The sequence below is a fragment of the Pedobacter polaris genome, assembly GCF_005116505.1.
In the GTDB taxonomy this organism is placed as follows: Bacteria; Bacteroidota; Bacteroidia; order Sphingobacteriales; family Sphingobacteriaceae; genus Pedobacter; species Pedobacter polaris.
This window is the reverse complement of record NZ_SWBR01000001.1, coordinates 91978-115810: the sequence shown is the minus strand read 5'-3', so window position 1 is coordinate 115810 and position 23833 is coordinate 91978. Positions and strand designations below refer to the sequence as shown.

The window sequence follows — 23833 nt, the reverse complement described above, 5'->3', positions numbered from 1 at the left end:
GTTTGTTTTTTTTCTATTTAACCGTATAACGATAAACAGCTCTACCAACGTTGCCATTTTTGTCTAATCCTTCAACAACTGCTCTGTATGAACCTCTTCCATCTGCATTGAAAAAATCAAAACTGATGTTTCCTTTTTCATCTGTAACTACTTTAGGATTCCAATAAATGGTTGTGCGTAAATCAGTACTGGTTATTGGTGCATTAGGCAAGTATTTAGGAGAGTAAAACTCACGTTCTTTACTATATCCCATTGGTTTAAACGTAATAATATTGGTTTTTGGGATCATATCCATTAACTCTTGTTTGCTTATTTTTTTGCCAACAGGTGCTTTTTTAGTATTGATAACCAATACACCCTTAGTTTGATAAGCCCTGTCTACTGTTCCTAAATCGTCTTTTAAAAATACTTCTACAGATTCTAAATCTGCTACACTAACATTGTTAATGTCTCTTGCATCAACCGGATTGCCATTTATGAAAACTTGTACAGGAGTTCTACCACCTTGATTATAATCTCTAGAAACGTAGAAATTTTCAACATCAAAGGTCATTCCCGTTGCCATTGTTTTTAAACAATCCAACAGAGAATTACAACCTGCACTAAACCTTTCTGCACTTAATAAATGATCTGGTGTTGCATTTAAACCCGATAATGCACTATGGTCTGAATGACTAGGTTTTTTAATTGCTGCACCTTTAATTTCTACCGTTTTTAACGTACGTAAATAACGATATTGTTTTTGGCTATTGTTTAAGTAAGCAGAAAGTACAGTATCTATATTAGCAACTTCTTCTGCTATATTGATGTTCTTTGCACCAAGAGGGGCAGGAGTTCCATCTAACATGATCATTAAATTGGCTGCATTCGCATTGTATTTTGCACTAACTACCACCTGAGATGAATCTGGGAAATTTAAATTCTGGAAATTAAATAAGCCCATATTACTGGTAATTGTTTCTGCAGAAATTGGCCTACCAGTAACCATCAATCGCATTGAACCTTTTTTAATTGGCATTCCAGTTCTATCTCTTAAAGTTCCGGTTATATTTATGCCCTGCTCTGGTAAATAAGTTACCACTGGATATTTCCCTTCTAAAATTTCTTTGTAAGAGAACCTGCGGTATCCTTGCGTAAGCATTAGTTTATCTAAATCAGCTAATTTTTTATCATCAGTTTTAGTAAAATAGTAATTAGGCTTTTCTATGTATCCCTTTAAATCAGATGAAAGTAATAGTGAACTTAATATGGTAGTCTCGGTGTTTTCTTCAACAGGTACTTTTTGTTCATCAATTACTGAAACAGAAAAATCTCCCGCAACAGGCAATCCAGCACTTTTAGCATCAATTGTCATCTTCACCTTTTGGCGAGGTTTATAGGTCGGTAGATCAGTCTTTATAGCCAAATTCATCGCGTCTGGATGTAGCACAAAAGCTAATCTCTCACTTAAAGGTTCGTTATTGGTATTAAATAAGGTAATTTGAACTATTCCAGATGGGAAATTCTTTTTAGGGATTTTGGTAATGATAATTTGATTTTTTAAACTAGCCTTAGCAGCATAGTAAACAACATTTGTTGTTTGGGCAACTATAAAAAAGGTCTTGTTTTTGTTAGCTTCAAAAAAAGTGTTATTTGCTAAAACCTTAAGATTAATGAACTCTGCATTAGCGTTAGTAATCTGCAAACTTATTCCGGCTGCTGTTGCTTTTGGGAAATCGAAAGATTTAACATTGCCATCTTTAAAAGTAACTTTTGCTTTGTAATTTTTTCCAAGTTCGGGCGTAATAAAAAACGAACCCATACCAGCATGAGAAGAGGTAAATGAAGTAAGTTCATTGTTTTGCTCATCGGTAATTACTCCTTTGGCATCAGCACCCAAGCCCGAAACTTTAATTGCTTTAAACCCAACTTGGTTGGGTATGCCACTTATCAATGTTCCCCCTTCAGGAAAGAATTGAAGATCAATGTCATTTGAGGTTTGCTTTAAATCAAATGTAGCACTTGCACTTTCTTTTTCAGCAATGCTGATGTCTGTTATAATTGCTCCTTTTGTTATGGGTTCGCCATTTTTACTAGTAACAACAACATTTAAAATCCCATTCTGATCTGTTGTTCCCTTCCCTTTGGCATAAACATCATAATTAGAAAGCACTCTCCAATTCACAGTTTTATTTGCATAAGCTTTTTTGGTCAAATCCTTAAATTGAATTTTAGCAGTAGTTTTAATTCCTTTATCACTTTGCTCATTGTTAAATGAGATGTTGGTAATTAATTGTTTGTCAATTGCTTCTCCTAAAAGGATAGGTTTTGTAAAGAAATAAGCATCACTAAAGTTTAACATCCACAATGTGTAAGCTCTTACATAATAATTGCCTTGTTTGTAGTTTTGCATGTTTAACGGAATATTTCCGTAAGCAATACTGTTTTTAAGTGGGAGTTTTACAGTCTGGACCAAAGAATCTTGTGCATTCCAAACTTCTACATAAACTATTTTACTTAATGGAGAAGGCAAATTCTGCTCTATGGTAACATACGCTTTAAACCACATGGTATCGGCAACAGCATAGTAAGGTTTATCAAAATGAAGATATACTTTTTCTACAGGTTGCTCATCAGATAATCTTTTGGTTTTAGTGATGATATTGTTTAGCGCAACGCTGTCTGACTGTTGTGCAGCAGCAGTTAAACTAAGTATAAATATAAAAGTGATTAGTGTTAAAAGAATTCTCGTCAATTTCATCAAGTTGGATTAAGCTTATGGAATGTTTGCTAATATATTGATTATTGCTTTATGCATAGGCATTGTAACTAATCTTTAACATTTTTTTACAATTCAAAAAATGGGCATAAAAAAACGGATGCCTTATAAATAAAGCACCCGTTTTAAGCTTAAATATCAATTATTTATACTCGATAATAAAATCTGAAGCTGGTGTGCGAACTTTTTTAAGACCCGCTAACCAATCGCCACTTTCATCGCGAAAGCCTAAAGGTAAAATGGCTACACTTTTCAGTCCTTTTTCAGTAAGATTTAAAATCTCATCGTATTTTGCATTGTCGAAACCTTCCATAGGTGTAGCATCTACTTTTAAAACAGCAGCCTGTGCAATTGCCATTCCTAAACCAATGTAAGCCTGGCGAGCTGCATGGTTAAAGTTTACGTCTTCCGGTCTTGGCACATAATTGCCAACTAACATTTTTTGATAGTCTGCAGTTGAAGCTTCTGGAGTACCACGTTCTTTATGCGTGTGACTAAAAACAGCATTAATGCGGTCTTCGGTATAGTTATCCCATGCTGCAAAAACCAAAAGATGAGATGAATCTATAATTTGTGCTTGATTATAAGAGTGGGGTAATAGCGTTTGTTTTAGCTCTGGGTTAGTAACCACAATTACTCTAAACGGTTGTAAACCAGAAGAAGTTGGTGCTAAACGAGCAGCTTCTAAAATTTGATCTACTTTATCTTGCGGAACGGCTTGGCCATTCATTTTTTTGGTGGCATATCGCCAGTTAAGTGCTTCTATTAAACTCATGGTATTTTTTATATGATTATTTTAAAATTAGTTATTGATGTTTTTGATAAAACCTTGTACCGCATCTTGTAAAACTCTTTGTTGCATTTCATTTGGTGTGGCCGTCATGTTAACCATGTTTATAGAACTTAAGCCATGTAGGATAGACCAAAATGTGTGAAACTTTAATATGATTTGCTCGTCAATATCAGGCGTTCCACTTAATTTATGAATAGAATCAACCACTATTTTACTAAAGTTTCCTATCTCAGCAATCTGATTTACCCTTTCGCAACTAGGCATTCCCAAACCAAACATCATTTGATAATATTCTCTTTGTTCAAATGCAAATTGAAAATAGGCACTGGCCATTGCGGTTAATTGCGCTGCAGGATTTAATGATTTACTTTTTGTACTATCCATCACTTTACTTAGCATGGCAAAACCTTGTTTAACAAACTCTTCTAAAATAGCATCCTTACTTTCGAAATGATTGTAAACAACAGGTAAGCTGTAACTAATGGCATCGGCAATTTTACGAATAGAAACAGACTGCCAGCCTTCTTTTAGAATGATGGTTTTAGCAGCCTCGAGAATTGAATCTCGTACTTGCTCTTTCTGTTTTAATCTTTTTTCGGTAACAGCCATTTAAATAAGTTAACACTGTTAGCAAAAGTATGTACGATAAAATTAAATTAACTAATCTTTAATTGTTTATGACTAAAGGATGATAAGTAGGGGCACATTCTTAAAACATTTAAAAATTATTAACGTTAATAATACTATGCTAGCATAACATATATGTTAGCTTTATCACTAAAACTTATATTATGAAAAAGCTTATTTTATCTGCATTACTTTTAGCAGGAGCGTCTCTCAGTACATTTGCCCAAGAAGGAAGAGGTTTTTATTTAAAACCTACAGGAAGTTACTTTTTAAAGGTTACACCGGTCGAGTTTCCGAATGTTGGTTCCATACAACCCCGAGATTATGTTTTCTCTATTAATCCAAATACGGGAGCCCAAACCAGAATTTCTGAAGAAACAATTACAGGGTCATTTGGACAAGGGTGGCGAGCAGGTTTAACAGGAGGCTTTAGGTTTAATGATGTAGTAGCGTTAGAAATGGGTGTATACTATTTTAAAAGTGAGGAGCAAACCATGGCAAAACAAACCGGTTATATTGGCAATACACAAGTGCTAAGCCTAAAAGCTGTTGGTCAGGTTACAGCACTAGATTTAACGCCAGCTATAGTTTTTAATTTACCTACCCAGGCGAAATTTAAACCCTATTTAAAAATTGGTGCAGTTGTACCTGTATATGGTTATTTAGCTATTAATACTGCTGTTAATGACCAAACTGGTGCTATTGCTAGGTCCGTTAATCCAAATTTTGTAGCGATAGAACTAACAAGAACAGAAGAAGTTAAGCCCAAACCAACAGTAGGGTTTTTAGGCGCTGCAGGATTTAGTTATCCAATTGGTAAAAACATCAGTTTCTTTAGTGAAATTGAATATAGAAATGTGTCTGTAAATAGCGATAGTAAGAAAGTGACAGCATTTGCCGGTACTGGTACTTTAGCCAATGGCGCTAAAGTAAATGTTGGTTTAAACGATTTGCCAACTGGAGTAAGAGAAACCAATTACCATAAAACTTTAACACCGAGCTCTAATGTTTCTGGTACAACTGGATATGATCAGAATAAACCTAGTGATGATTTAAAATCATACATCAATATTGGTGGATTAGGTTTAAACGTTGGCCTTAAAATAGGAATATAAATTACAAATTAGCTAATTAGCACATTTACTAATTAGCTAATTATTATTATTAATTCTTCAGTTTTGCTTTAAATAACTTCTCCAGTTTTTCCATTTTAGGCAAAATTACCAGCCTACAATAAGGTAGCTCACCGTTTTTCACAAAATAATCCTGATGGTAATTTTCTGCAACGTAAAAAGGTTCTGCTTTTACTATGCTGGTAACTACTGGTTTGTCAAATGCCTTTGTTTTATTTAGTTCAGCCTTATACTTTTCGGCTATTGCTTTCTGTTCCGCTGTATGATAAAAAATAACAGAGCGGTACTGTGTGCCAACATCGGCACCCTGTCTGTTTAAAGTTGTAGGATCATGACTTTTCCAAAAAACCTCTAAAAGCTCATCATAAGTAATCTTGGCAGGATCATAGGTAATTTCAATTACCTCAGCATGGTTTGTTGTGCCGGTACAAACTTCTTCATAAGTAGGGTTAGGAATGTCTCCTCCTTCATAACCAGATTTTACAGTAGCCACACCATTTAAGCGCTGAAATAAAGCTTCCGTACACCAAAAGCAACCCATTCCAAATGTAGCTTTCTGTAATTTAGGCTTTTGGGCGGCTGCATCTTGCACAGCTAGCAGCATTAAAACCATTATTGTAATATATTTCATTTTGTGTGTTTCTATTTGGTAATTATACGTAAAACAAGATACTAAAGTTTGGTAAGTATAAAAAGAGACCTACGCTTGACAATAGGTAGAATTATGATAAATAATTCATTTTGTGAATAACTTAACAAATTGTTTTGTAAATTGTTAGCTAACTAAAAATAGTAGTTATAAGATTTATTAACATATCTTTTCTAAATTTAACTATTCATTAAAATAAAATAATATGTCTACACCTTATATTCCATGCCTTGATTTAGGCAGCTACATTAATGGCAATGAAGAACAGCGTAAAAAGTTTTCTGATGATTTAGGAAGAGCTTTTAACGAATCGGGTTTTGTAACAATTACCAACCATGGCATAAGCCAAGATTTAATAGATAATTTATATAAAAACATCAAAGCAGCCTTTGCTTTACCTGTAGAAACCAAACGTAAATATGAAAAGGTAGAACTAGCTGGTCAGCGTGGTTATACGAGTGCAGGTAAAGAGACTGCAAAAGGTGCTAAAACTGCCGATTTAAAAGAGTTCTGGCAAATAGGTAATGAAGTAAGTGATGGCGATCCCATTAAAAGCGAGTATCCTGACAATGAAGTGCTAGAAGAAATCCCTGAATTTAATCCAGTTACCAGAGAGATCTATCAGAAACTAGAAGAAAATGGAAAGCACTTGTTAAGAGCAATTGCTACTTATTTAGAGTTGCCAATTAATTATTTTGATGAACATGTTCACAATGGAAATTCAATTTTACGTGGTATTCATTACTTCCCAATTGAAGATCCAGATTCTTTACCTGCAGATGCAGTAAGAGCAGGCGCACACGAAGACATTAACTTAATTACTTTGTTAATTGGTGCTAGTGCCGATGGTTTAGAAGTATTAACAGCCAGTAAAGAATGGTTAGCCATTAAAGCAGAACATACTGATATTGTGGTAAACGTAGGCGATATGTTGCAACGTTTAACCAATAATAAATTAAAATCTACAACGCATAGAGTGGTCAACCCACCTCGCGAATTGATGAAAACTTCTCGTTTCTCAGTACCCTTCTTTTTGCATCCACGTAGTGATATGGATTTAACAAGTTTGCCATCTACTATAGATGCTCAACACCCAAAAGTGTATAGCGATATGACGGCTGGAGAGTATTTAGATGAGCGTTTAAGAGAAATCGGGTTAAAAAAATAAGCCCACTAAATCCTCCTCAAAGGGGAGAACTTAGCACATTTAGATGAAAACTGTTAACTTAAAACTGAATTGGGCGTGCCCCAAGCTTCGCAAGGGTCGGGCTATACACTGCAAGTCCTCGCCCATAAAAATGGGCTGTGGGCTTTTCGTTACTATCCCTCACGCAGCCTTAAAGTTTAAAAAAAATAAAGCGCTAAATTTTATAGCGCTTTATTTATATTGTACCAATGGATAGACAACTCTCTATTTTTGCTACTATAAAAGGAATAGGCTCTGCCTCTGGCTTATGGCTTAAACAGAATTTGTTGTACCTTATTGGCGATAATAGTGCTTATTTATATGAATATAATACTGTAAATAAGTCGCTAACTAAAATTCAGATTTTAAAAGATGCAAAGGCTTTAGTAAACATTGCAAAAGCAGATAAGCCAGATTTCGAGGTGCTTTGCCATTACCAAAACACACTTTATATATTGGGTTCTGGTTCTACTGCAAACAGAAATCTAATGATAGCGTATAATTTAGAAACCAAGAAAATTACACCACATCAACTCTCCTCCGTATACGCCGCTATAAAAAAGACCTGTGCCATAGATGATGATAATTTAAATATTGAAGGTGCTGTTTTTGATGGAAACAATTGGTTCTTGTTTAATAGAGGCAATGGAAATGCAACTAAAAATGGAGTAATTAAAATCTATGGTGATAATTTAGCAGCGATAGAAAAAATAGAATTCACTTCCATTGTATTACTCAAAACCAATCAGAAGTTGGCTTCATTTACTGATGCAGTTTTACATCAAAACCAGCTCTATTTTATTGCCGCTGCAGAAGATACTACATCAACCTATCATGATGGGGAGATTTTAGGTAGCTATATTGGTAGTTTAAATGCTGATACCTTAAGCTTAAACTTTACCAAACAAATATCAACTCACCAAAAGTTTGAAGGGATCACTTTCCTTAAACAAAATACCAATGCAATCGAATTCTTACTTTGCGAAGATAGGGATACAGCTATACTAGAAACTGTGATTTATAAATTGGTATTGGCGCAATAGTTTGTTAACCTGCTTATCCTTCGACAGGCTCAGGATGACAGGGATCTAATTGTTGGATTGCTTTATTGTTAAAAGGAATTGTTGTTTCTAAGATAAGGCTGTAAGTTTCAAACTAGTTTGTTTAAGATAAATCTAAGCACCTAGTACCCCATCTGAAGGGTGTTAGAGGAAGGATTAAATATTTACAATATCTAATGCTATTCATCCTTCTATCTACACCCTGCATGTCCCCCTCTGGAGGGGGTAGGGGGAGGAATTAAATGTTTTACAAACACCATGTTATCCGTCTTTCTATCTGCACCTGCATGTCCCCCTCTGGAAAGTTTATCCCGATTCATCGGGAGAGCTGGGGGAGGAATTTGTAATTTAAAGCTTTTAAGAATTCCACCCCCTTTGATTCCCCCGCCAGCGGGGGACACTGATGTATAGCTGAAGGGCTAGGTGACGTTTTAAACTATTGTTCTTCGGCAGGCTACCGATGTAAAATTGGCACACGTCAGGATGACAACATTTTCTACAATAAAAAAGCCCCCAAAGCTTTAACTTTTTGGGGGCATGTAATTTTTGATCTTTATTATGCTTTCTTTAAAAACTCAGTTTTTAAAACCACTCTCATTTTATCTGCTTTGCAATCTACTTCCCCGTCATCATCAGTTAGTTTGATGTTTTTAATCACCATGCCTTTTTTTAAGGTTACTGAAGTTCCTTTTACAGGTAAGCTCTTAATTAAGATTACAGAATCACCATCTTTTAATCTATTTCCGTTGCTGTCTTTTACAATTAACTCGTCTTCCATTTTGTTCGTTTTTACAAAATTAGCTTAATTTTGCTTATTCCCCTTGTCAATAGCTCTGTTAATTGCATCTTGTATCCTGGGGCGGATGTTAAGTCGGCCTAGTTGCTCGCTCACCGTTGGATTTACCCTGTTTGATAAGAAAATGTAAACTAATCCCCTAGAAGGATCTACCCATACACCAATACCTGTATAACCCGTATGCCCAAAAGTTTGTGAAGAAGCCAATTCTGAAGGGTATTTTTTAGTCAAATCTGGATCCCAACGATCAAAGCCTAAACCTCTTCTGCTTATGTTACTTTGTTTGGAGGTAAACATAGCTACAGTTTCTGGTTTAAAATATTGTTCGCCACCATAAGTTCCTTTGTTTAGCATTAACTGATAGTAAATAGCTAAATCATTCGCATTGCCAAATAAACCCGCATGACCAGCAACACCACCTTTTAAAGCAGCACCTTGATCATGAACATAGCCTTCTAATAAAGTTTTTCTAAAAACTTTATCATCTTCTGTTGGTACAATTTGTTCTTTTGTAAAACGATTTCTAGGTAAATACCCAGCAGTATGCATCCCCAATGGCGTATAAAAATTAGTTAAAACATACTGTTCTTCTGGCTTTTCGGTAATGTGCTCTACAATGTCTTGCATTACGTACATGCTAATGTCGCTATATACATAAGTGCCACGCGTTTTAATTGGAGAGTTTAACATTTTAGGCCACATGAAATCACTAAAAAAGCCTTTTTTAATGTAGTAATTATCAGCCACTTTAGTAGGGAAGGCCGCTGATGAATCTCTTGCATAATCGCCTTCTTTAATGTAATTATGAAAAGGAATGTAAGGGATAAAGCCCGCTTGGTGCAACATCACTTCACGCACATTAATGTTGTTCATGGGTGTATTTCTTGCCTTCGGAATGTAATACCCAATATTGGTGTCCAACTTTAATTTTCCTTGCTCAACTAAGTGCATTACAGTTGGTGTTGTAGCTGTAATTTTTGTAACTGATGCCAAATCAAAAATGTCTGTTACTTTATCTGGCAATACATTATCATAAGTATGGTAGCCGAATGCTTTATTGTAAATTACTTTTCCATCTTTTGCAACCAGTACTACAATTCCTGGAGCTGCTTTACCCGCAATCGCCTCTGCAGCAATTTTATCAACCTCTATTAAATTTTCTGTATTTACACCAGCATCTTCAGGAACAGTATATTTTAATCGAGTTACAGTAGTTTTATAACCAGAACCAGCAGTATATTTTGCAGAATATTCTTTGCTTAATACTTGTTGCGCAGCAATACCACCAAAAATAATTTGTGGAACTACCATTGCTGCTTCTTGAGAATTTTGAGGGCTCCACACAATCGGTATATCCAGATTGTTAAATGCGCTTAAGCTTTTGCCTTCGCCAAAAATAGCAAGTATAACATTTTTGTGCTTGGCAACATCACCAATAAAATTTAAGAAACGGCCATTTTTAGCCATGTCATCAGTTAGGCTAATGATAATGGTGTTGTAATATTTCAAATCGTCTGCTAAGTCATTTAAGGTAGCAGAGTCACGGTATTTTTCTGCGCTAAGCGATTTAAAATCTGCGTATTTGTTTAATAAGCTGTCAAATGCAACCTGGTAAGCAAAACCCAGCTGAATAGAAGCAAACTTTTTTTCTGCCAGTTTGGTAACAGGAATAAAGCCATTCTGGTTATTTAATAAAACTGAGCTATTGGAAATGGCTTGGATATTCTTAAGTCTATTTTCATTTTGTTTGTGGTCTTGTGCGCATGCGCTTAGTGTAAAAATAGCGACTAAACAAGTTGTAATTATGCCGGTTAGGCTATTTATTTTCATTGGTTTTATGGTTGTTTTCGGGTGTGATAAAGCGATTATACTTGTGTGGTTACTTTTTTTCATTTGGCTTGGCCATGCTGGTCTCATATACTTTCTCTCCATTAACGTAGGTTTTTATCACTTTGTTTTGCAAAATCTGCTGATCTGTTGCTTTCATAATATCGTGGTCTAAAATCACAAAATCTGCAAATTTCCCAACTTCTAAACTTCCTTTTTCTTTCTCTTCAAAATTGGCTTTCGCCGCCCAAATGGTCATCCCTCTTAAGGCTTGTTCTTTGGTTAAGGCATTTTCCATTTGGTAGCCACCTTGCGGATAATTTTTACTGTCTTTTCTAATTGTTGCAGCAAAAAAGGTAAGCATTGGGTTAATTTGCTCTACCGGGAAATCTGTTCCTAAAGGTATCCAACCGTTTTGTTGCATCAATTGTTTGTAGGCATAGGCACCTTTAACTCTTTCGTTACCTAAACGGTCTGCTGCCCAATACATATCAGAGGTAGCATGAGTGGGTTGCACAGAAGGAATAACACTAGCACTACCAAATAAATTAAAGTCACTTTGTGCTACAACTTGAGCGTGCTCAATTCTCCAACGTTTATCATTTTTACCACCTAAAACTTGGTTGTATATTTTTAAAATACTACGGTTTGCAGAATCGCCAATGGCATGTGTACACATCTGGAAATTGTGTTCATTGATTTTCTTGGCCACTTCTTCAAAATGCTTAAGGTCACTTAACAAGAAGCCAGATTTAGTTGGCATATCACTATAAGGATGCATTAAACACGCTCCTCTAGAGCCCAAAGCACCATCTGCATAAACTTTAAAAGCACGAACATTTAATCTATCTGTTTTGATAGCGCCACGTTTGAACAAATAATCGAAGTTTTTTTCATTGTCTGATAGCATTACGTACAAACGCATTTTTAAACTTTTATCAGCTTGTAGTTTTTCTATAAATTGAACGGCCTCATAATCTAAACCACAATCATCAATAGTAGTTAAGCCAACTGCAAAGCAATTTTTCTGGGCATCTAATAATATTTTTTTTGCTTTTGTTTCATTTACTGGCGGAACTTTATTTGAAACTAATTCTACCGCATTATCAATTAAAAGCCCAGTTAGCTTGCCATCTTTTTCTACAATGTCTCCACCGGTTAAAGTAAAAGATTTTGTAATACCTGCTGCGGTTAAGGCACTTTGATTTGCGATAGAGGCGTGTCCGTCAATTCTTTCTAACAATACTGGTCTGTTCGGAAAAAGTGAATCTAATTTTTCTTTGGTAGGAAACTGTTTATTTGGCCAATCATTTTGGTCCCAGCCCCTGCCAGTTAACCAACCATCTGGGTGAGTTTTTGCGAATGCTGTAACTCTATCAATTACTTCTTCCCAACTTTTGGTTTCTCTTAAATCTGCACTTTGCAAGCTCTCTCCATAGCCAAAAAAGTGGGCATGGGCGTCTATAAAACCTGGATATACAGCTTTGCCATTCGCATCAACCTCTTCGGTGCCGCTAAATTGTTTACGGATATCGGCACTGCTACCAACAGCTAAAATTTTGCCGTCTTTAACGGCCATGGCTTCAGCAATATCAAATTTATTGTTAACCGTGTAAATTTTAGCGTTATAAATAACTAAATCTGCTTTTGGTTTGTTACAGCTGCATAAAATAAACAGCAAAGCAATTAAAGAGAGTAATCGTTTCATATTTTAAAGATATAAAATCAGTTCACAGTTTTCAATTTAGAGATAACAATGTTGCATTTATAGCTATAAATTGATTGTTAGCCTATTAAGCAATTTGACAATTAAACAATCAATATTTATCTCTTAAATAGCTGTATTTTCGCTAAATTAGCAACCTACAAAAAAGAATAATGTCTGATATTATACAACTTTTACCCGATAGTGTTGCCAATCAAATTGCAGCAGGAGAGGTGGTGCAAAGACCTGCATCAGCGGTAAAAGAATTACTAGAAAACGCCATAGATGCAGGGGCTGATAAAATACAATTGATAGTTAAAGACGCCGGAAAAGCGCTTATCCAAGTAATAGACAATGGGTGTGGCATGAGCATAACCGATGCAAGGATGTGCTTTGAACGACATGCAACTTCTAAAGTTCGCAAAGCGGAAGATTTATTTGCCATTAGAACAATGGGCTTTAGGGGAGAGGCAATGGCATCTATTGCGGCAATATCTCAAGTAGAAATGAAAACCAAACGGCATGAAGATGAGGTTGGAACATTGATTGCAATTGATGGCTCAACTTTCATTAAACAAGAGCCAGTTGGTACAGCAAACGGAACGAGTATTTGTATTAAAAATCTTTTTTATAATACACCTGCTCGTCGTAATTTTTTAAAAAGCAATCCTGCAGAAATGCGTCATATTATCGATGAATTTCAAAGAGTAGCAATGGCAAAACCACATATTGCTTTTACTTTACACCACGATGGGGTTGAGGTTTATCGATTACCTGCATCTGCCATGAAACAACGTGTGGTGCATTTGTTTGGCAATAATTACAATGAGCGTTTAATTCCGGTAGAAGAAGAAACTACAATTATTAATTTAAAGGGGTATATCGGCAAGCCCGAGTTTGCAAAGAAAACCAGGGGTGAACAGTTCTTCTTTGTAAATGATAGGTTTATTAAGGATGCCTATTTAAATCACGCAGTAAATAAAGCTTATCAAGAATTATTGCCTGATGATAATTTCCCTTTATATGTGTTGTTTATAGAGATCGATCCTGCAAAGATTGATGTAAATGTGCATCCAACTAAAACAGAAATCAAGTATTTAGATGAAAGATCTATTTATGCAATTATACATTCGGCTGTTAAAAGATCATTAGGTAAGTTTAACATTAGTCCTACCATAGATTTTAACCAAGAAACAGGTTTTAGCAACATGATTAGTCCGTTAGCGCATGAAGATATTGTGCCGCCAACCATTGCTTTTAATCCAGATTTTAACCCTTTTGCACCAACAACACCTGCTTATAGTGGTGGTAGTGTAGCTAGAAGTCAAAATCAAAATATGGCCCCAAGTAAAAATTGGGGTTCGTTATATGAGATTACAAATCATGAATTACCCGAGCAGACCCAAATAGATTTAGGGGAAGCGCAGAAAGATGATCATTTTGAGCCACTGCAAAAGCAATTTATGCAGATACATCATCGTTATATTGTTTCTCAGATTAAATCTGGAGTAATGATTATTGACCAGCAAGCTGCACACGAAAGAATTTTGTACGAAAGATTTTTACTCCATTTAGAAGATAGAAAAGGAGCATCACAACAAAGTTTATTTCCACAAACCGTTACGCTAAGCCCTAACGATTATGAACTGGCCAAAAGTTTGTTAGAAGACATTAAAAGTTTGGGTTTTGAGGTGCGTGAGTTTGGTAAAAACACTTTAGTAATAGAAGGAATTCCTGTAGATTTAGGAAGTACAAATATTAATGAAACACAATTATTTGAACATTTAATTGAGGGCTTTAAAAATTCGCAACAAGAATTAAAATTGGATAAACGCGATGCTTTAGCAAGAAGCATGGCTAAAAATAGTGCAATTAAAGGCGGCACAGCATTAGGTCAGCAAGAAATGAATACACTAATTGAAGAACTTTTTGCTTGTAAAACCCCTAATTTTAGCATTAGTGGAAAACCAGTAATACAAACAATTCCGTTAAGCGAGATTGCTCAAAAATTTGATAGATAAAATTATATGAATAATATAACACCAGTAGTAAAAAATCTACTAATCATAAATGTGATATTTTATTTTGCAACCTGGCTATTGGGGCAACAAGGAATTCCACTTACAAAATACTTAGCCGTCTATTACTTTGATTCTCCTGCTTTTAGTATATGGCAACCAATTACTTATATGTTTATGCATTCAAGCCAAGATATAATGCATATCATTTTCAATATGTTTGCCTTATACTCTTTTGGAAGTATTCTAGAAGCGCATTGGGGAGGTAAGAGATTTATTAATTTCTATTTAATAACAGGCTTAGGGGCTTTAGCTTTGCAATGGGGCGTTCAGGCATTTGAGGTTTATCAAATGACCGGATCTGCAATAAATGATCTTTCAAATATATCTACCACGCTTAGCCCTGAACAAATAGAGACAATGGGTGGTATTTACTTTGGACCAATGGTAGGTGCTTCTGGGGCAATTTTTGGGTTACTAGTGGCATTTGCAATGTTATACCCAAATTTGGAGCTTTATATTATGTTTATTCCTGTTCCGGTAAAAGCAAAATATATTATTCCAGTTTATATTGTACTTGAGTTTTTCTTAGGCGTGGCAAAGTTTCAAGGAGATTCTGTTGCCCACTTTGCCCATTTAGGAGGGGCATTAATTGGCTATATTTTAGTTAAAATCTGGCGTAATAAAAATACATACTTCGATTATTATGACTAACAACTTGTGGAACGATTTAAAGCTTAAATTTTTTAAGTCTGGCAATCCTGTTTTTCTTTATATCGGTATTAACGCTGCAGCTTTTGTGGTTGTTTCTTTATTATCTGTTGTATTTTACTATTCAGGGAGGGATGGATTTATAGATGGATTAGTGAAGGAATATTTAGCTTTTCCATCTGCTCCAGGTTTATGGCTAACTCGTTTTTATACAGTTTTAACTTATCAATTCTTCCACAAAGATTTTTTTCATATCCTTTTCAACATGTTGTGGTTGTATTGGATGGGACAAATATTTTTAGATTTTGTTAAACCTCGCCAGTTCCATTTTGTGTATTTAGCTGGTGGCATCTTAGGAGCGGTTTTTTACGCCCTAATATTTAACCTTGTTCCTGTGTTTATTACTTCAGTAAATGTTCCATTAATTGGTTCTTCAGCAGCGGTAATGGCAGTTTTTGCTGCAGCTGCAACGCTTGTGCCAAATTACAGCCTACGTTTAATGTTTTTGGGAGATGTAAAGATAAAATACCTGTTATTGGTTTACATCCTTTTAGATTTAATTGGTACAACGAAAATGAACGCAGGGGGTAGCTTATCACATTTAGGAGGTGTATTGTTTGGATTTATCTACATAAAATTACTGCAAAGCGGAACAGATTTAAGTAGCTTATTCGAGAGAAAACCTAAACTAAAAGTGGTTAGAAATAATGGAGTTAAAAAACAAACCTCTACAATAAATCAAAAAGAAGTTGATGCAATTTTAGATAAAATATCAAAGTCTGGATATGATCAATTAAGTAAAGAAGAAAAAGATACTTTGTTTAAGGCAAGCAAAAATTAATGGAAAAGAAAAAGCTTACTTTTTTCGATAAATTAATGGTTTTTACAGCCATCTGTGTAGCTATTGGCTTAATATGTGGTATTCTTGCTGGTAAGAATGATCCTAGAGAACATATCATTTTGGCGTTTTTTGGCTTAGCCTATCCATTTTTTCTGTTGGCAAATGTAATTATGCTACTTTGGTGGTTATTGAGGAAGAAATGGGTTTTTTCTTTGGTCACAATCCTTATTGTTTGTAGTGGATGGCATACTTTAATTGCAACTTTTGGGTTTTTTGGCAAGGCTGGTGAAAAGGAGAAAACCGAACAGGGACTGGTAAGAGTAATGACCTACAATGTTCATAATTTTAGGCCTTATGGAGATGCGATTAATCCTGAGGTTAAAGAGAAAATGCTCAAGGTGGTAAGAGACCAAAATCCAGATGTGATCTGCTTTCAAGAGTTTTTTACTAAACCCAAAGGACCATTTGATACTATTGATAGCTTAAAGAAGCTGTTAAATACGAAATATTATTATTTTGTGCCAACTATGAAAAGTGCTTCTGAAGCATTCGGTTTGGCAATTTTTTCTAAATATCCCATCAATAACAAAGACAATATTTTGTTTGAGGTAGATGCTGGAAATGAATGTATATATGTTGATTTAACTATTAAGGAACAGGTTTTAAGAGTTTATAATGTTCACCTTCAATCTATTTCTTTTGAAAAAGAAGACTATAACTATTTAGAAAAAGTAACAAAAGATATGGATGTAGAAAAAGGCTCTTCTAAGCGTATTGTTAGAATGTTAAAAACTGCTTTTTTAAAACGTAGTGCGCAAGTAGATTTAATGAAAGCCCACATGAAAACCTGTACTACTCCTTATGTTGTTGTTGGTGATTTTAACGATACCCCTGCATCTTATGCCGTTACTAAAATGACCGATTCTTTAAATAACGCATTCATTAAAAAAGGTGCTGGATTAGGAAGAACTTATAATGGAAAATTCCCTAATTTTCAGATAGACTATATCGCAACTTCAAAAGATATCGAGGTTACAAATTACCACATCGTGGAAGCTAAATTATCAGATCATTTTCCGGTTAGAAGTGATCTTCGCTTAAAAACTCTTAAACCCTAAGATTAACCCATTTTAGTTACATTTGCTCTATGAAACAAGAAATACAATTATACAATACCATTTCACGAAAAAAGGAACTTTTTAAACCGCTAAATGCACCTAATGTAGGGATGTATGTGTGTGGTCCAACTGTTTATAGTGATGTGCATTTGGGTAATTGCCGTACCTTTCTTTCGTTCGATTTAATCTTTAGGTATTTAAAATATAGTGGATATAAAGTTCGCTATGTAAGAAATATTACAGACGCTGGACACTTAGAAGGTGATAGAGATGAGGGGGATGATAAATTTGCAAAAAGAGCAAAATTGGAGCAACTAGAGCCTATGGAAATTGTTCAGAAGTATACCTTAGGTTTCCATGATGTAATGAGAATGTTTAACGCTTTGCCTCCTAGCATTGAGCCAACAGCAACCGGACACATCATTGAGCAAATTGAAATGATTAAAACCATTATTAACAATGGTTATGCTTATGAGGTAAATGGAACAATTTATTTTGATGTAGAAAAATACAGTAAACAATATAACTATACCATATTAACCAATAGAAATTTGGAAGATATGTTAGCTAATACAAGAGAGCTTGGTGGGCAGGATGATAAACGCGGAAGGTTAGATTTTGCGCTTTGGATTAAAGCTAAACCAGAAACTTTAATGCAATGGGTATCTCCTTGGGGCATGGGCTTTCCGGGCTGGCATATTGAGTGTTCTGCAATGAGTGCCAAATACTTGGGTCAAGAATTTGATATCCATGGTGGCGGAATGGATTTGGCAGCAACACATCATACCAATGAAATTGCACAGTCTGAAGCTTGTAGTCATCAACAGCCTGCTAAATATTGGATGCATACCAATATGTTAACGGTTAATGGCACCCGTATGTCTAAATCTTTGGGCAACGGATTTTTACCTGGAGAACTGTTTACAGGAAATCATCCTTTGTTAAGAAAGGGATATAGCCCGATGACAGTTAAGTTTTTCATGTTACAAGCACACTACCGCAGTACGTTAGATTTTTCTAATGATGCATTGGAGGCCTCTGAAAAAGGATTTAGAAGGTTGATGAATGCAGTTAGCTTATTGCCAAAATTAGTGGCTAGTGAACAAGGAAATATTGAAGTTGATCCCATCCGTACAAGGTGTATCAATGCAATGAATGATGATTTTAATAGCCCGGTTGTAATTGCAGAATTGTTTGAAGCCACAAGGATTATAAATACTGTTTATGATGGTACAGCTAAAATATCAGAAGCAGAGCTTGAAAAATTAAAAACTTTGATGAACGATTTTATATTCACAGTTTTTGGCTTAAAAGATGAAGATACCAGCAATACAGAGCTAAATGAAGTTTTAGATATGGTAATTTCTCTAAGAAAAGACGCTAAAGAGAACAAAGATTACGCTACCTCAGACCAAATTCGTATTGGCTTGCAAAACATAGGTATCCAACTCAAAGACGGCAAAGAAGGAACTACTTGGAGTAAAAATTAAAACAATCATATCATCCCTTTATAAAGTTTAACAATTAACCAAAGCAATAATGGGTAAAGAAGAAGCAATAAAACTTTTTGAGCAAAAACAAGTTCGCTCAATTTGGGATGATGGTGAAGAGAAATGGTACTTTTCTATAGTTGATGTAATTGAAATTTTAACAGGAACTGATAGGTCTAGAAAGTACTGGAATGATTTAAAAACTAAGCTTAAAAAAGAAGGAAGTGAGTTGTCCGAAAATATCGGACAACTGAAAATTAAATCTGCAGATGGTAAATATTATAAAACAGATGTTGCAGATACAGAACAACTCTTTCGTTTAATTCAATCTGTTCCATCTCCAAAAGCTGAGCCATTTAAATTATGGATAGCGAAAGTTGCTAGAGAGAGAATTGATGAAATTGAAGATCCAGAAATAGGAATAGATCGTTTAATGGAAACTTATCTTAAAAAAGGATATAGTAAAGAATGGGTAAACCAAAGGTTAAAAAGTATTGAGGTTCGCAATGACTTAACTAATGAATGGGAAGCTAGAGGTGTAAAAAAGGGACTAGAATATGCAATTCTAACTGATGAAATTACAAAAGCTTGGAGTGGGTTTACTGTAAAAGAATACAAAAAACACAAAGACTTAAAAAAAGAAAATTTAAGAGACAATATGACCAATTTAGAGTTGGTTTTGAATATGTTAGCAGAAGCTACAACTACAGAAATAAGTAAAGAAAAAGCGCCTCAAAATTTTAAAGAAAGCAAAATTATAGCTCAACAAGGTGGAACAATAGCTGGAAATACTAGAAAAGAAATAGAAGATAAAACAGGAAAAAAGATAGTGAGTACTATCTCTGCCAAAAAACTATTAATTGAAAAAAATGAATATCCAAAAATTAAATCAGACAACTAAAAAACTGCTTATAATTTTTTTAGCTGCATTAGGATTATTACACGCATGCAAATCTGATAAGAAGCAAACTGAAGAGGAAACAGTGCAGGTAGTAAAACTAGTTTCTCCAGAATTTAATGCCGATAGTGCTTATGCTTATACAAAAGCACAAGTAGATTTTGGCCCACGTATTCCATCAACAGAGGCACATGCTAAATGCGCTGTTTATTTAGTAAATAAGTTTAAATCATTTGGTGCGGAAGTTTTTGTGCAAGAGGCTCCAGCTAAAACCTATGATGGGAAATCACATCGTTTAAAAAATATTATTGCTGCATTCTATCCTGAGAAAAAAGAAAGAGTTTTAATTACTGCCCATTGGGACGCTCGCCCATTTTCTGATCAAGATCCTGACCCTAAAATGCATAATCAACCTTTCGATGCTGCTAATGATGGGGCGAGTGGAGTTGCGGTGATCTTAGAAATGGCCCGACAAATTCAATTGAAGCAGCCAAATGTTGGGGTAGATTTTATTTTATGGGATATTGAAGACTATGGTAAATCACAAGATGAATCTGAAAATGAAACAACTTGGTGTATTGGATCACAATATTGGTCAAAAAATCCGCCAGTAAAAGGGTACAAACCTTTATATGCCATAAATTTAGACATGGTTGGTGGCAGTAATGCCCAGTTTACTCAAGATGAAATTTCAAGAAAATATGCACCACAGATTGTTAAAAAAGTATGGGATGTTGGAAATGAAATTGGCTATTCGGCATACTTTATCAATGTGCCATCAGGTAATTTAATTGATGATCATTTTTGGGTTAACCAAGCAGGAATTCCTTGCATAGACATTATTCATTTTGCAGATACCTCTGGTTTTTACATGAACTGGCATACGCAGTTAGATAATCTTAATAATATTGATAAAAACACCTTGCTAGCCGTTGGTCAAACAGTGCTAGAAACCATATACAGAGAAAAACCTGTTGCTTAATGTTTAATTGTTAATTACTTTTTGGCAAGCATTATTGTTCAAGTCTTATATTCGTAACACTATTTTAATTTAGATAATGAAGAAATTTATTTATACCCTTTTATTTACCTCTTTAAGTGTTGGGGTTTCCGCACAAAAAGCTGATGGTACCACAAAATCTTTAGTAGCAGCAGAAAGAGCTTTTGCAGCAGATGCAGTGAAAGATGGAGCAAATGCTGCTTTTACCAAATATGCAGCAGATGACGCTTTGGTTTTTAGACCAAACCCAATAAACGCTAAGAAATTTTATGCCACTGCACCAGATATGAAAGATTTAGACTGGACACCTGTTCAGGCAAGAGTTTCTAGAAGTGGAGATTGGGGCTTTACCTCTGGAAGTTATGTAGTTGGTACAGATAAAAAATCTTACGGTCATTACCTTTCAGTTTGGCGGGTAAATGATGGTAAATGGGAATTTATTTTAGATTTAGGAGCAGAAACAAATAAAGCTTTAAGTAAACCAACAACAAATTTTGTTGAACCAAAAGACCATTATATCCCTAAATATGCTAATGGCAAAGATTTGAAAGTAAGTAGAGAAGTAATTAACACTACCGAGAAGACATTAAATACTACTTTAAAATCTTTCGGAGCAAGTGCTTTTGCAGGCTTTTTAAATAATGATGCACGCTTGTTATTTCCTGGTACTGAACCATTAATTGGTAAAGAAAATATTCAGGCTTTTTGCAATAGAATGATTGACAAAATTAACTTGAAAACAACTGCTTTTGATAAAGCTTTAGGTGGAGATTTTGCCTATACTTATGGCGTTGCTACTATTGATTATAAAACAGATTTACGTGAGAGTTTTAACTATATTTTTATCTGGGAACGCCAATCAGATGGAAATTGGAATATCATGACCCAAATATTTACTTTGGCTGAACGTTAACCATCCCGATAACTATCGGAACAACCAAATATAAACCTAAGGGATTTCGGCATAGCTGAAGTCCTTTTTTTGTGCCATTATTTATCATTCAGAATGAAGTGATGGATCTTTTAAAGATTTATCCTGAATTTAAATTCCCGTATCTCGGAATGACAAAAATTGGCGTTATTATTGAAGATCAGCTAATGAATAAAATCATTTCACCCAATCATTACTGGGAACAAATTTATACTATGAAAAAACAGTTATTTTTAATCGCTCTTCTTACTATATCAATTGCTGCTGTTGCACAAAAGAAATTTGATGTGCAGGGGCATAGGGGTGCTAGAGGCATTATGCCAGAAAATACAATTCCTGGAATGCTTAAAGCAATAGATCTTGGTGTTACCACCTTAGAGATGGATATTGTAATTTCTAAAGATAGAAAAGCTGTAGTTTCTCAAGAACCCTATTTTAACCACGAGTTTAGTTTAACTCCGGCAGGTAAACCTATAGCCTTAAAAGATGAAAAGAAATTCAACATTTTTAAAATGGATTATGAGGAGATTAAAAAATTTGATGTTGGAAGTAAAGTGCACTCACGGTTTCCTGGCCAACAAAAAGTTAAAGCATACAAGCCTTTGCTTGGAGAATTAATAGATTCTGTTGAAGCTTATGTAAAATTATATAAACTGGCAAAGCCTGATTATAATATTGAAACTAAGCTTATCCGTAAAGGTGATGGAGAGTTTCAGCCAAGCCCAGAAGAGTATGTAGAAATTATAATGGATATTGTTAAACAAAAGAAATTGGAGAAACGTGTAATTATTCAATCTTTTGATATGAGGACACTCCAATACTTACATCAAAAGTATCCTAAAATTAGAACTTCATTAGGGATTGATGAAAAGGAAGACTTTGAAAATAACATTAAAGATTTAGGATTTAAACCAACAATTTATAGCCCATATGCTGTTTTAGTAGGGAAGAACTTAGTTGATAAATGTCATGCAATGGGCGTAAAAATTATTCCATGGACAGTTAATTCTGTAAAAGATATTGAGTATTTAATGGGCCTCGGAGTTGATGGAATTATAACTGATTACCCAAACCTAATGGGGCAAATAAATAAGGGTAATTGACATTGTCAATTACCCTTGATAGGCGTAAACCATATTTTGATTAGCCTTTTGTTTATCTCCAATCCTTTTTAAGTGATCTTGAAATAAGGTGTGTTCATTTTGAGAAGATGTAGTCAAGCTTGCTTTTTTAAAATGATTTGTAGCTTCTTCCAACTTCTGTTGTTCTTCTGCATACAAACCTAAGCTCTCATAAATTTGAGCTTGATAAACTCCGGCAGTTGCAAGTGCTTTTTCGGCAATTATACTAACCAGTTTATGCATTTTAAGCGTAATTAAAAGCTTTAAATAATGCTCATAAACATCAGGAAATTCTGCTTCGAGCTCGATACATCTTTTGTAATAATATCCAGCCGATTGATAGTTCTTAAACTGATAATGATAAAAGCAGCCTAATTGGTAATATGCTCTAGCATAATCGGGTTCTGCATTTATAATCTCATGAAATAAGTGCAATGCCTTTGGGAGTTCACCATAGTTAAGCTCTTCAATTGCTTGTAAATACTTTTCTTCTACGGTATATAATATGTCCATAAAAATATATGTTGTTATTGTAAAAGCACATCATGTCTTTACAATAGTTATTAAATAATTATAATGTGATAATTTGGCCTTAACCTATTTGGTAAAGGCGTTAATGCTCGGAAAGGAAACTAAAGCCCATACCCAAGCCCATTAGCCAACAAGACTGGCTGATGTGATTTTTTAGGATATGTTGATTTAATAGCATTATTGTTTTTTTTACAAATGTAGCTAAAAATTTAAAAACAGGAATTTTATTTTTTGATGTAAGATTTCGGATCAATCTTAATCTATTAGTGTGATACTGCTTTCAATCCTATAATTGAACCAATAAGGGTAATAATAAAAAACATACGCCAAAAATTGGCTGGATCTTTAAATACAAAAATCCCTATTAAAACAGTGCCAACTGCTCCAATTCCTGTCCATACAGCATATGCAGTGCCAATTGGTAGCGTTTGTGTAGCCTTAATTAATAAAATCATGCTAATGGTTAGAGAAAGTAAAAATCCACCATACCACCAATACGCATCATTTCCTGTTGCTTCTTTAGCCTTTCCCAAGCAAGCAGCAAATGCCACTTCGAATAACCCTGCTATAATTAAAATAATCCAATTCATATCTTATTTTTTGTTTAATTTCTTTGCTATCTTATGTAAGTTGAACCAT

The 23833-nt window shown here is 34.7% G+C and carries 21 protein-coding genes; 12 read left to right on the top strand and 9 right to left on the bottom strand.

Annotated features, from left to right (window positions below):
* Positions 1-13: 13 nt before the first annotated feature.
* The 3 genes from FA048_RS00535 to FA048_RS00525 all read right to left on the bottom strand — a co-directional run bounded on the left by FA048_RS00535 (position 14) and on the right by FA048_RS00525 (position 4160).
* On the bottom strand, positions 14-2740 hold the full coding sequence (locus FA048_RS00535; protein ID WP_136838052.1) for a carboxypeptidase regulatory-like domain-containing protein: 2727 nt from the start codon (positions 2738-2740) through the stop codon (positions 14-16).
* Positions 2741-2900: 160 nt separating this feature from the next.
* Positions 2901-3533: an NAD(P)H-dependent oxidoreductase gene (locus FA048_RS00530; protein ID WP_136838051.1), complete on the bottom strand. Its 633-nt coding sequence runs from the start codon at positions 3531-3533 to the stop codon at positions 2901-2903.
* A 27-nt stretch (positions 3534-3560) separates the two neighbouring features.
* Entirely contained in the window at positions 3561-4160 is a 600-nt protein-coding gene (locus FA048_RS00525; protein WP_136838050.1) for a TetR/AcrR family transcriptional regulator, read from the bottom strand.
* Positions 4161-4342: 182 nt separating this feature from the next.
* Between FA048_RS00525 and FA048_RS00520 the strand changes: the two genes are divergently transcribed.
* Positions 4343-5293 (top strand): outer membrane beta-barrel protein, encoded by a 951-nt coding sequence (locus tag FA048_RS00520; RefSeq protein ID WP_136838049.1) that lies wholly within the window; start codon positions 4343-4345, stop codon positions 5291-5293.
* 49 nt (positions 5294-5342) lie between these two features.
* Here FA048_RS00520 and msrA read toward each other — a convergent pair whose 3' ends face one another.
* Entirely contained in the window at positions 5343-5942 is a 600-nt protein-coding gene (msrA, locus tag FA048_RS00515; RefSeq protein ID WP_136838048.1) for a peptide-methionine (S)-S-oxide reductase MsrA, read from the bottom strand.
* A gap of 223 nt (positions 5943-6165) precedes the next feature.
* On the opposite strand from msrA, the gene FA048_RS00510 reads away from it, so the two are divergent.
* Both FA048_RS00510 and FA048_RS00505 read left to right on the top strand, forming a co-directional pair.
* Positions 6166-7128 carry an isopenicillin N synthase family dioxygenase gene (locus tag FA048_RS00510; RefSeq protein WP_136838047.1) on the top strand — a complete coding sequence of 321 codons (963 nt, stop codon included), beginning with the start codon at positions 6166-6168 and terminating at the stop codon, positions 7126-7128.
* A 227-nt stretch (positions 7129-7355) separates the two neighbouring features.
* Positions 7356-8189, top strand: a complete 834-nt coding sequence (locus FA048_RS00505) for a DUF6929 family protein (protein ID WP_136838046.1) — start codon at positions 7356-7358, stop codon at positions 8187-8189.
* A gap of 574 nt (positions 8190-8763) precedes the next feature.
* Here FA048_RS00505 and FA048_RS00500 read toward each other — a convergent pair.
* From FA048_RS00500 to FA048_RS00490, 3 genes are read right to left on the bottom strand one after another with little or no spacing between them, the layout of a single operon-like run.
* Positions 8764-8985, bottom strand: coding sequence for a zinc ribbon domain-containing protein YjdM (locus tag FA048_RS00500; RefSeq protein WP_136838045.1), 222 nt, complete (start codon positions 8983-8985; stop codon positions 8764-8766).
* 24 nt (positions 8986-9009) lie between these two features.
* Positions 9010-10935 (bottom strand): serine hydrolase domain-containing protein, encoded by a 1926-nt coding sequence (locus FA048_RS00495; RefSeq protein ID WP_317130509.1) that lies wholly within the window; start codon positions 10933-10935, stop codon positions 9010-9012.
* Positions 10883-12538: an amidohydrolase gene (locus tag FA048_RS00490; protein WP_136838043.1), complete on the bottom strand. Its 1656-nt coding sequence runs from the start codon at positions 12536-12538 to the stop codon at positions 10883-10885. The genes FA048_RS00495 and FA048_RS00490 overlap by 53 nt, the downstream gene beginning before the upstream one ends.
* A gap of 170 nt (positions 12539-12708) precedes the next feature.
* Between FA048_RS00490 and mutL the strand changes: the two genes are divergently transcribed.
* The 9 genes from mutL (at position 12709) to FA048_RS00445 (ending at position 22645) form a co-directional block, all read left to right on the top strand.
* Positions 12709-14556 carry a DNA mismatch repair endonuclease MutL gene (gene mutL, locus FA048_RS00485; protein ID WP_136838042.1) on the top strand — a complete coding sequence of 616 codons (1848 nt, stop codon included), beginning with the start codon at positions 12709-12711 and terminating at the stop codon, positions 14554-14556.
* A 6-nt stretch (positions 14557-14562) separates the two neighbouring features.
* Positions 14563-15267 (top strand): rhomboid family intramembrane serine protease, encoded by a 705-nt coding sequence (locus FA048_RS00480; protein ID WP_136838041.1) that lies wholly within the window; start codon positions 14563-14565, stop codon positions 15265-15267.
* Positions 15260-16105 (top strand): rhomboid family intramembrane serine protease, encoded by an 846-nt coding sequence (locus tag FA048_RS00475; protein WP_136838040.1) that lies wholly within the window; start codon positions 15260-15262, stop codon positions 16103-16105. Before FA048_RS00480 ends, FA048_RS00475 begins: the two co-directional genes overlap by 8 nt.
* Positions 16105-17223, top strand: coding sequence for an endonuclease/exonuclease/phosphatase family protein (locus FA048_RS00470; protein ID WP_136838039.1), 1119 nt, complete (start codon positions 16105-16107; stop codon positions 17221-17223). The genes FA048_RS00475 and FA048_RS00470 overlap by 1 nt, the downstream gene beginning before the upstream one ends.
* Positions 17224-17252: 29 nt before the next feature.
* A complete protein-coding gene (gene cysS, locus FA048_RS00465) occupies positions 17253-18713 on the top strand; it encodes a cysteine--tRNA ligase (protein WP_136838038.1) in 1461 nt (486 codons plus the stop codon).
* Positions 18714-18762: 49 nt separating this feature from the next.
* Positions 18763-19614: a BRO-N domain-containing protein gene (locus FA048_RS00460; protein WP_136838037.1), complete on the top strand. Its 852-nt coding sequence runs from the start codon at positions 18763-18765 to the stop codon at positions 19612-19614.
* Positions 19583-20593 (top strand): M28 family peptidase, encoded by a 1011-nt coding sequence (locus tag FA048_RS00455; protein ID WP_136838036.1) that lies wholly within the window; start codon positions 19583-19585, stop codon positions 20591-20593. The genes FA048_RS00460 and FA048_RS00455 overlap by 32 nt, the downstream gene beginning before the upstream one ends.
* A 76-nt stretch (positions 20594-20669) precedes the next feature.
* Positions 20670-21524 (top strand): nuclear transport factor 2 family protein, encoded by an 855-nt coding sequence (locus FA048_RS00450; protein ID WP_136838035.1) that lies wholly within the window; start codon positions 20670-20672, stop codon positions 21522-21524.
* 149 nt (positions 21525-21673) lie between these two features.
* Complete coding sequence (locus tag FA048_RS00445; RefSeq protein ID WP_317130508.1) at positions 21674-22645, top strand: glycerophosphodiester phosphodiesterase family protein; 972 nt, start codon at positions 21674-21676, stop codon at positions 22643-22645.
* A gap of 9 nt (positions 22646-22654) precedes the next feature.
* Here the strand turns inward: FA048_RS00445 and FA048_RS00440 are convergent, their stop codons facing one another.
* Together FA048_RS00440 and FA048_RS00435 are read right to left on the bottom strand one after the other, a co-directional pair.
* Positions 22655-23176 (bottom strand): hypothetical protein, encoded by a 522-nt coding sequence (locus tag FA048_RS00440; RefSeq protein WP_136838034.1) that lies wholly within the window; start codon positions 23174-23176, stop codon positions 22655-22657.
* Positions 23177-23457: 281 nt separating this feature from the next.
* Positions 23458-23784: a DMT family transporter gene (locus FA048_RS00435; RefSeq protein ID WP_136838033.1), complete on the bottom strand. Its 327-nt coding sequence runs from the start codon at positions 23782-23784 to the stop codon at positions 23458-23460.
* Between the last annotated feature and the right edge of the window lie 49 nt (positions 23785-23833).

Excerpts from the sequence above, each read along its gene's own strand:
- FA048_RS00535 (WP_136838052.1), bottom strand. The coding sequence starts at position 2,740 with ATGAAATTGACGAGAATTCTTTTAACACTAATCACTTTTATATTTATA.
- FA048_RS00530 (WP_136838051.1), bottom strand. The coding sequence starts at position 3,533 with ATGAGTTTAATAGAAGCACTTAACTGGCGATATGCCACCAAAAAAATG.
- FA048_RS00525 (WP_136838050.1), bottom strand. The coding sequence starts at position 4,160 with ATGGCTGTTACCGAAAAAAGATTAAAACAGAAAGAGCAAGTACGAGAT.
- FA048_RS00520 (WP_136838049.1), top strand. The coding sequence starts at position 4,343 with ATGAAAAAGCTTATTTTATCTGCATTACTTTTAGCAGGAGCGTCTCTC.
- msrA (WP_136838048.1), bottom strand. The coding sequence starts at position 5,942 with ATGAAATATATTACAATAATGGTTTTAATGCTGCTAGCTGTGCAAGAT.
- FA048_RS00510 (WP_136838047.1), top strand. The coding sequence starts at position 6,166 with ATGTCTACACCTTATATTCCATGCCTTGATTTAGGCAGCTACATTAAT.
- FA048_RS00505 (WP_136838046.1), top strand. The coding sequence starts at position 7,356 with ATGGATAGACAACTCTCTATTTTTGCTACTATAAAAGGAATAGGCTCT.
- FA048_RS00500 (WP_136838045.1), bottom strand. The coding sequence starts at position 8,985 with ATGGAAGACGAGTTAATTGTAAAAGACAGCAACGGAAATAGATTAAAA.
- FA048_RS00495 (WP_317130509.1), bottom strand. The coding sequence starts at position 10,935 with ATGGAGAGAAAGTATATGAGACCAGCATGGCCAAGCCAAATGAAAAAA.
- FA048_RS00490 (WP_136838043.1), bottom strand. The coding sequence starts at position 12,538 with ATGAAACGATTACTCTCTTTAATTGCTTTGCTGTTTATTTTATGCAGC.
- mutL (WP_136838042.1), top strand. The coding sequence starts at position 12,709 with ATGTCTGATATTATACAACTTTTACCCGATAGTGTTGCCAATCAAATT.
- FA048_RS00480 (WP_136838041.1), top strand. The coding sequence starts at position 14,563 with ATGAATAATATAACACCAGTAGTAAAAAATCTACTAATCATAAATGTG.
- FA048_RS00475 (WP_136838040.1), top strand. The coding sequence starts at position 15,260 with ATGACTAACAACTTGTGGAACGATTTAAAGCTTAAATTTTTTAAGTCT.
- FA048_RS00470 (WP_136838039.1), top strand. The coding sequence starts at position 16,105 with ATGGAAAAGAAAAAGCTTACTTTTTTCGATAAATTAATGGTTTTTACA.
- cysS (WP_136838038.1), top strand. The coding sequence starts at position 17,253 with ATGAAACAAGAAATACAATTATACAATACCATTTCACGAAAAAAGGAA.
- FA048_RS00460 (WP_136838037.1), top strand. The coding sequence starts at position 18,763 with ATGGGTAAAGAAGAAGCAATAAAACTTTTTGAGCAAAAACAAGTTCGC.
- FA048_RS00455 (WP_136838036.1), top strand. The coding sequence starts at position 19,583 with ATGAATATCCAAAAATTAAATCAGACAACTAAAAAACTGCTTATAATT.
- FA048_RS00450 (WP_136838035.1), top strand. The coding sequence starts at position 20,670 with ATGAAGAAATTTATTTATACCCTTTTATTTACCTCTTTAAGTGTTGGG.
- FA048_RS00445 (WP_317130508.1), top strand. The coding sequence starts at position 21,674 with ATGACAAAAATTGGCGTTATTATTGAAGATCAGCTAATGAATAAAATC.
- FA048_RS00440 (WP_136838034.1), bottom strand. The coding sequence starts at position 23,176 with ATGGACATATTATATACCGTAGAAGAAAAGTATTTACAAGCAATTGAA.
- FA048_RS00435 (WP_136838033.1), bottom strand. The coding sequence starts at position 23,784 with ATGAATTGGATTATTTTAATTATAGCAGGGTTATTCGAAGTGGCATTT.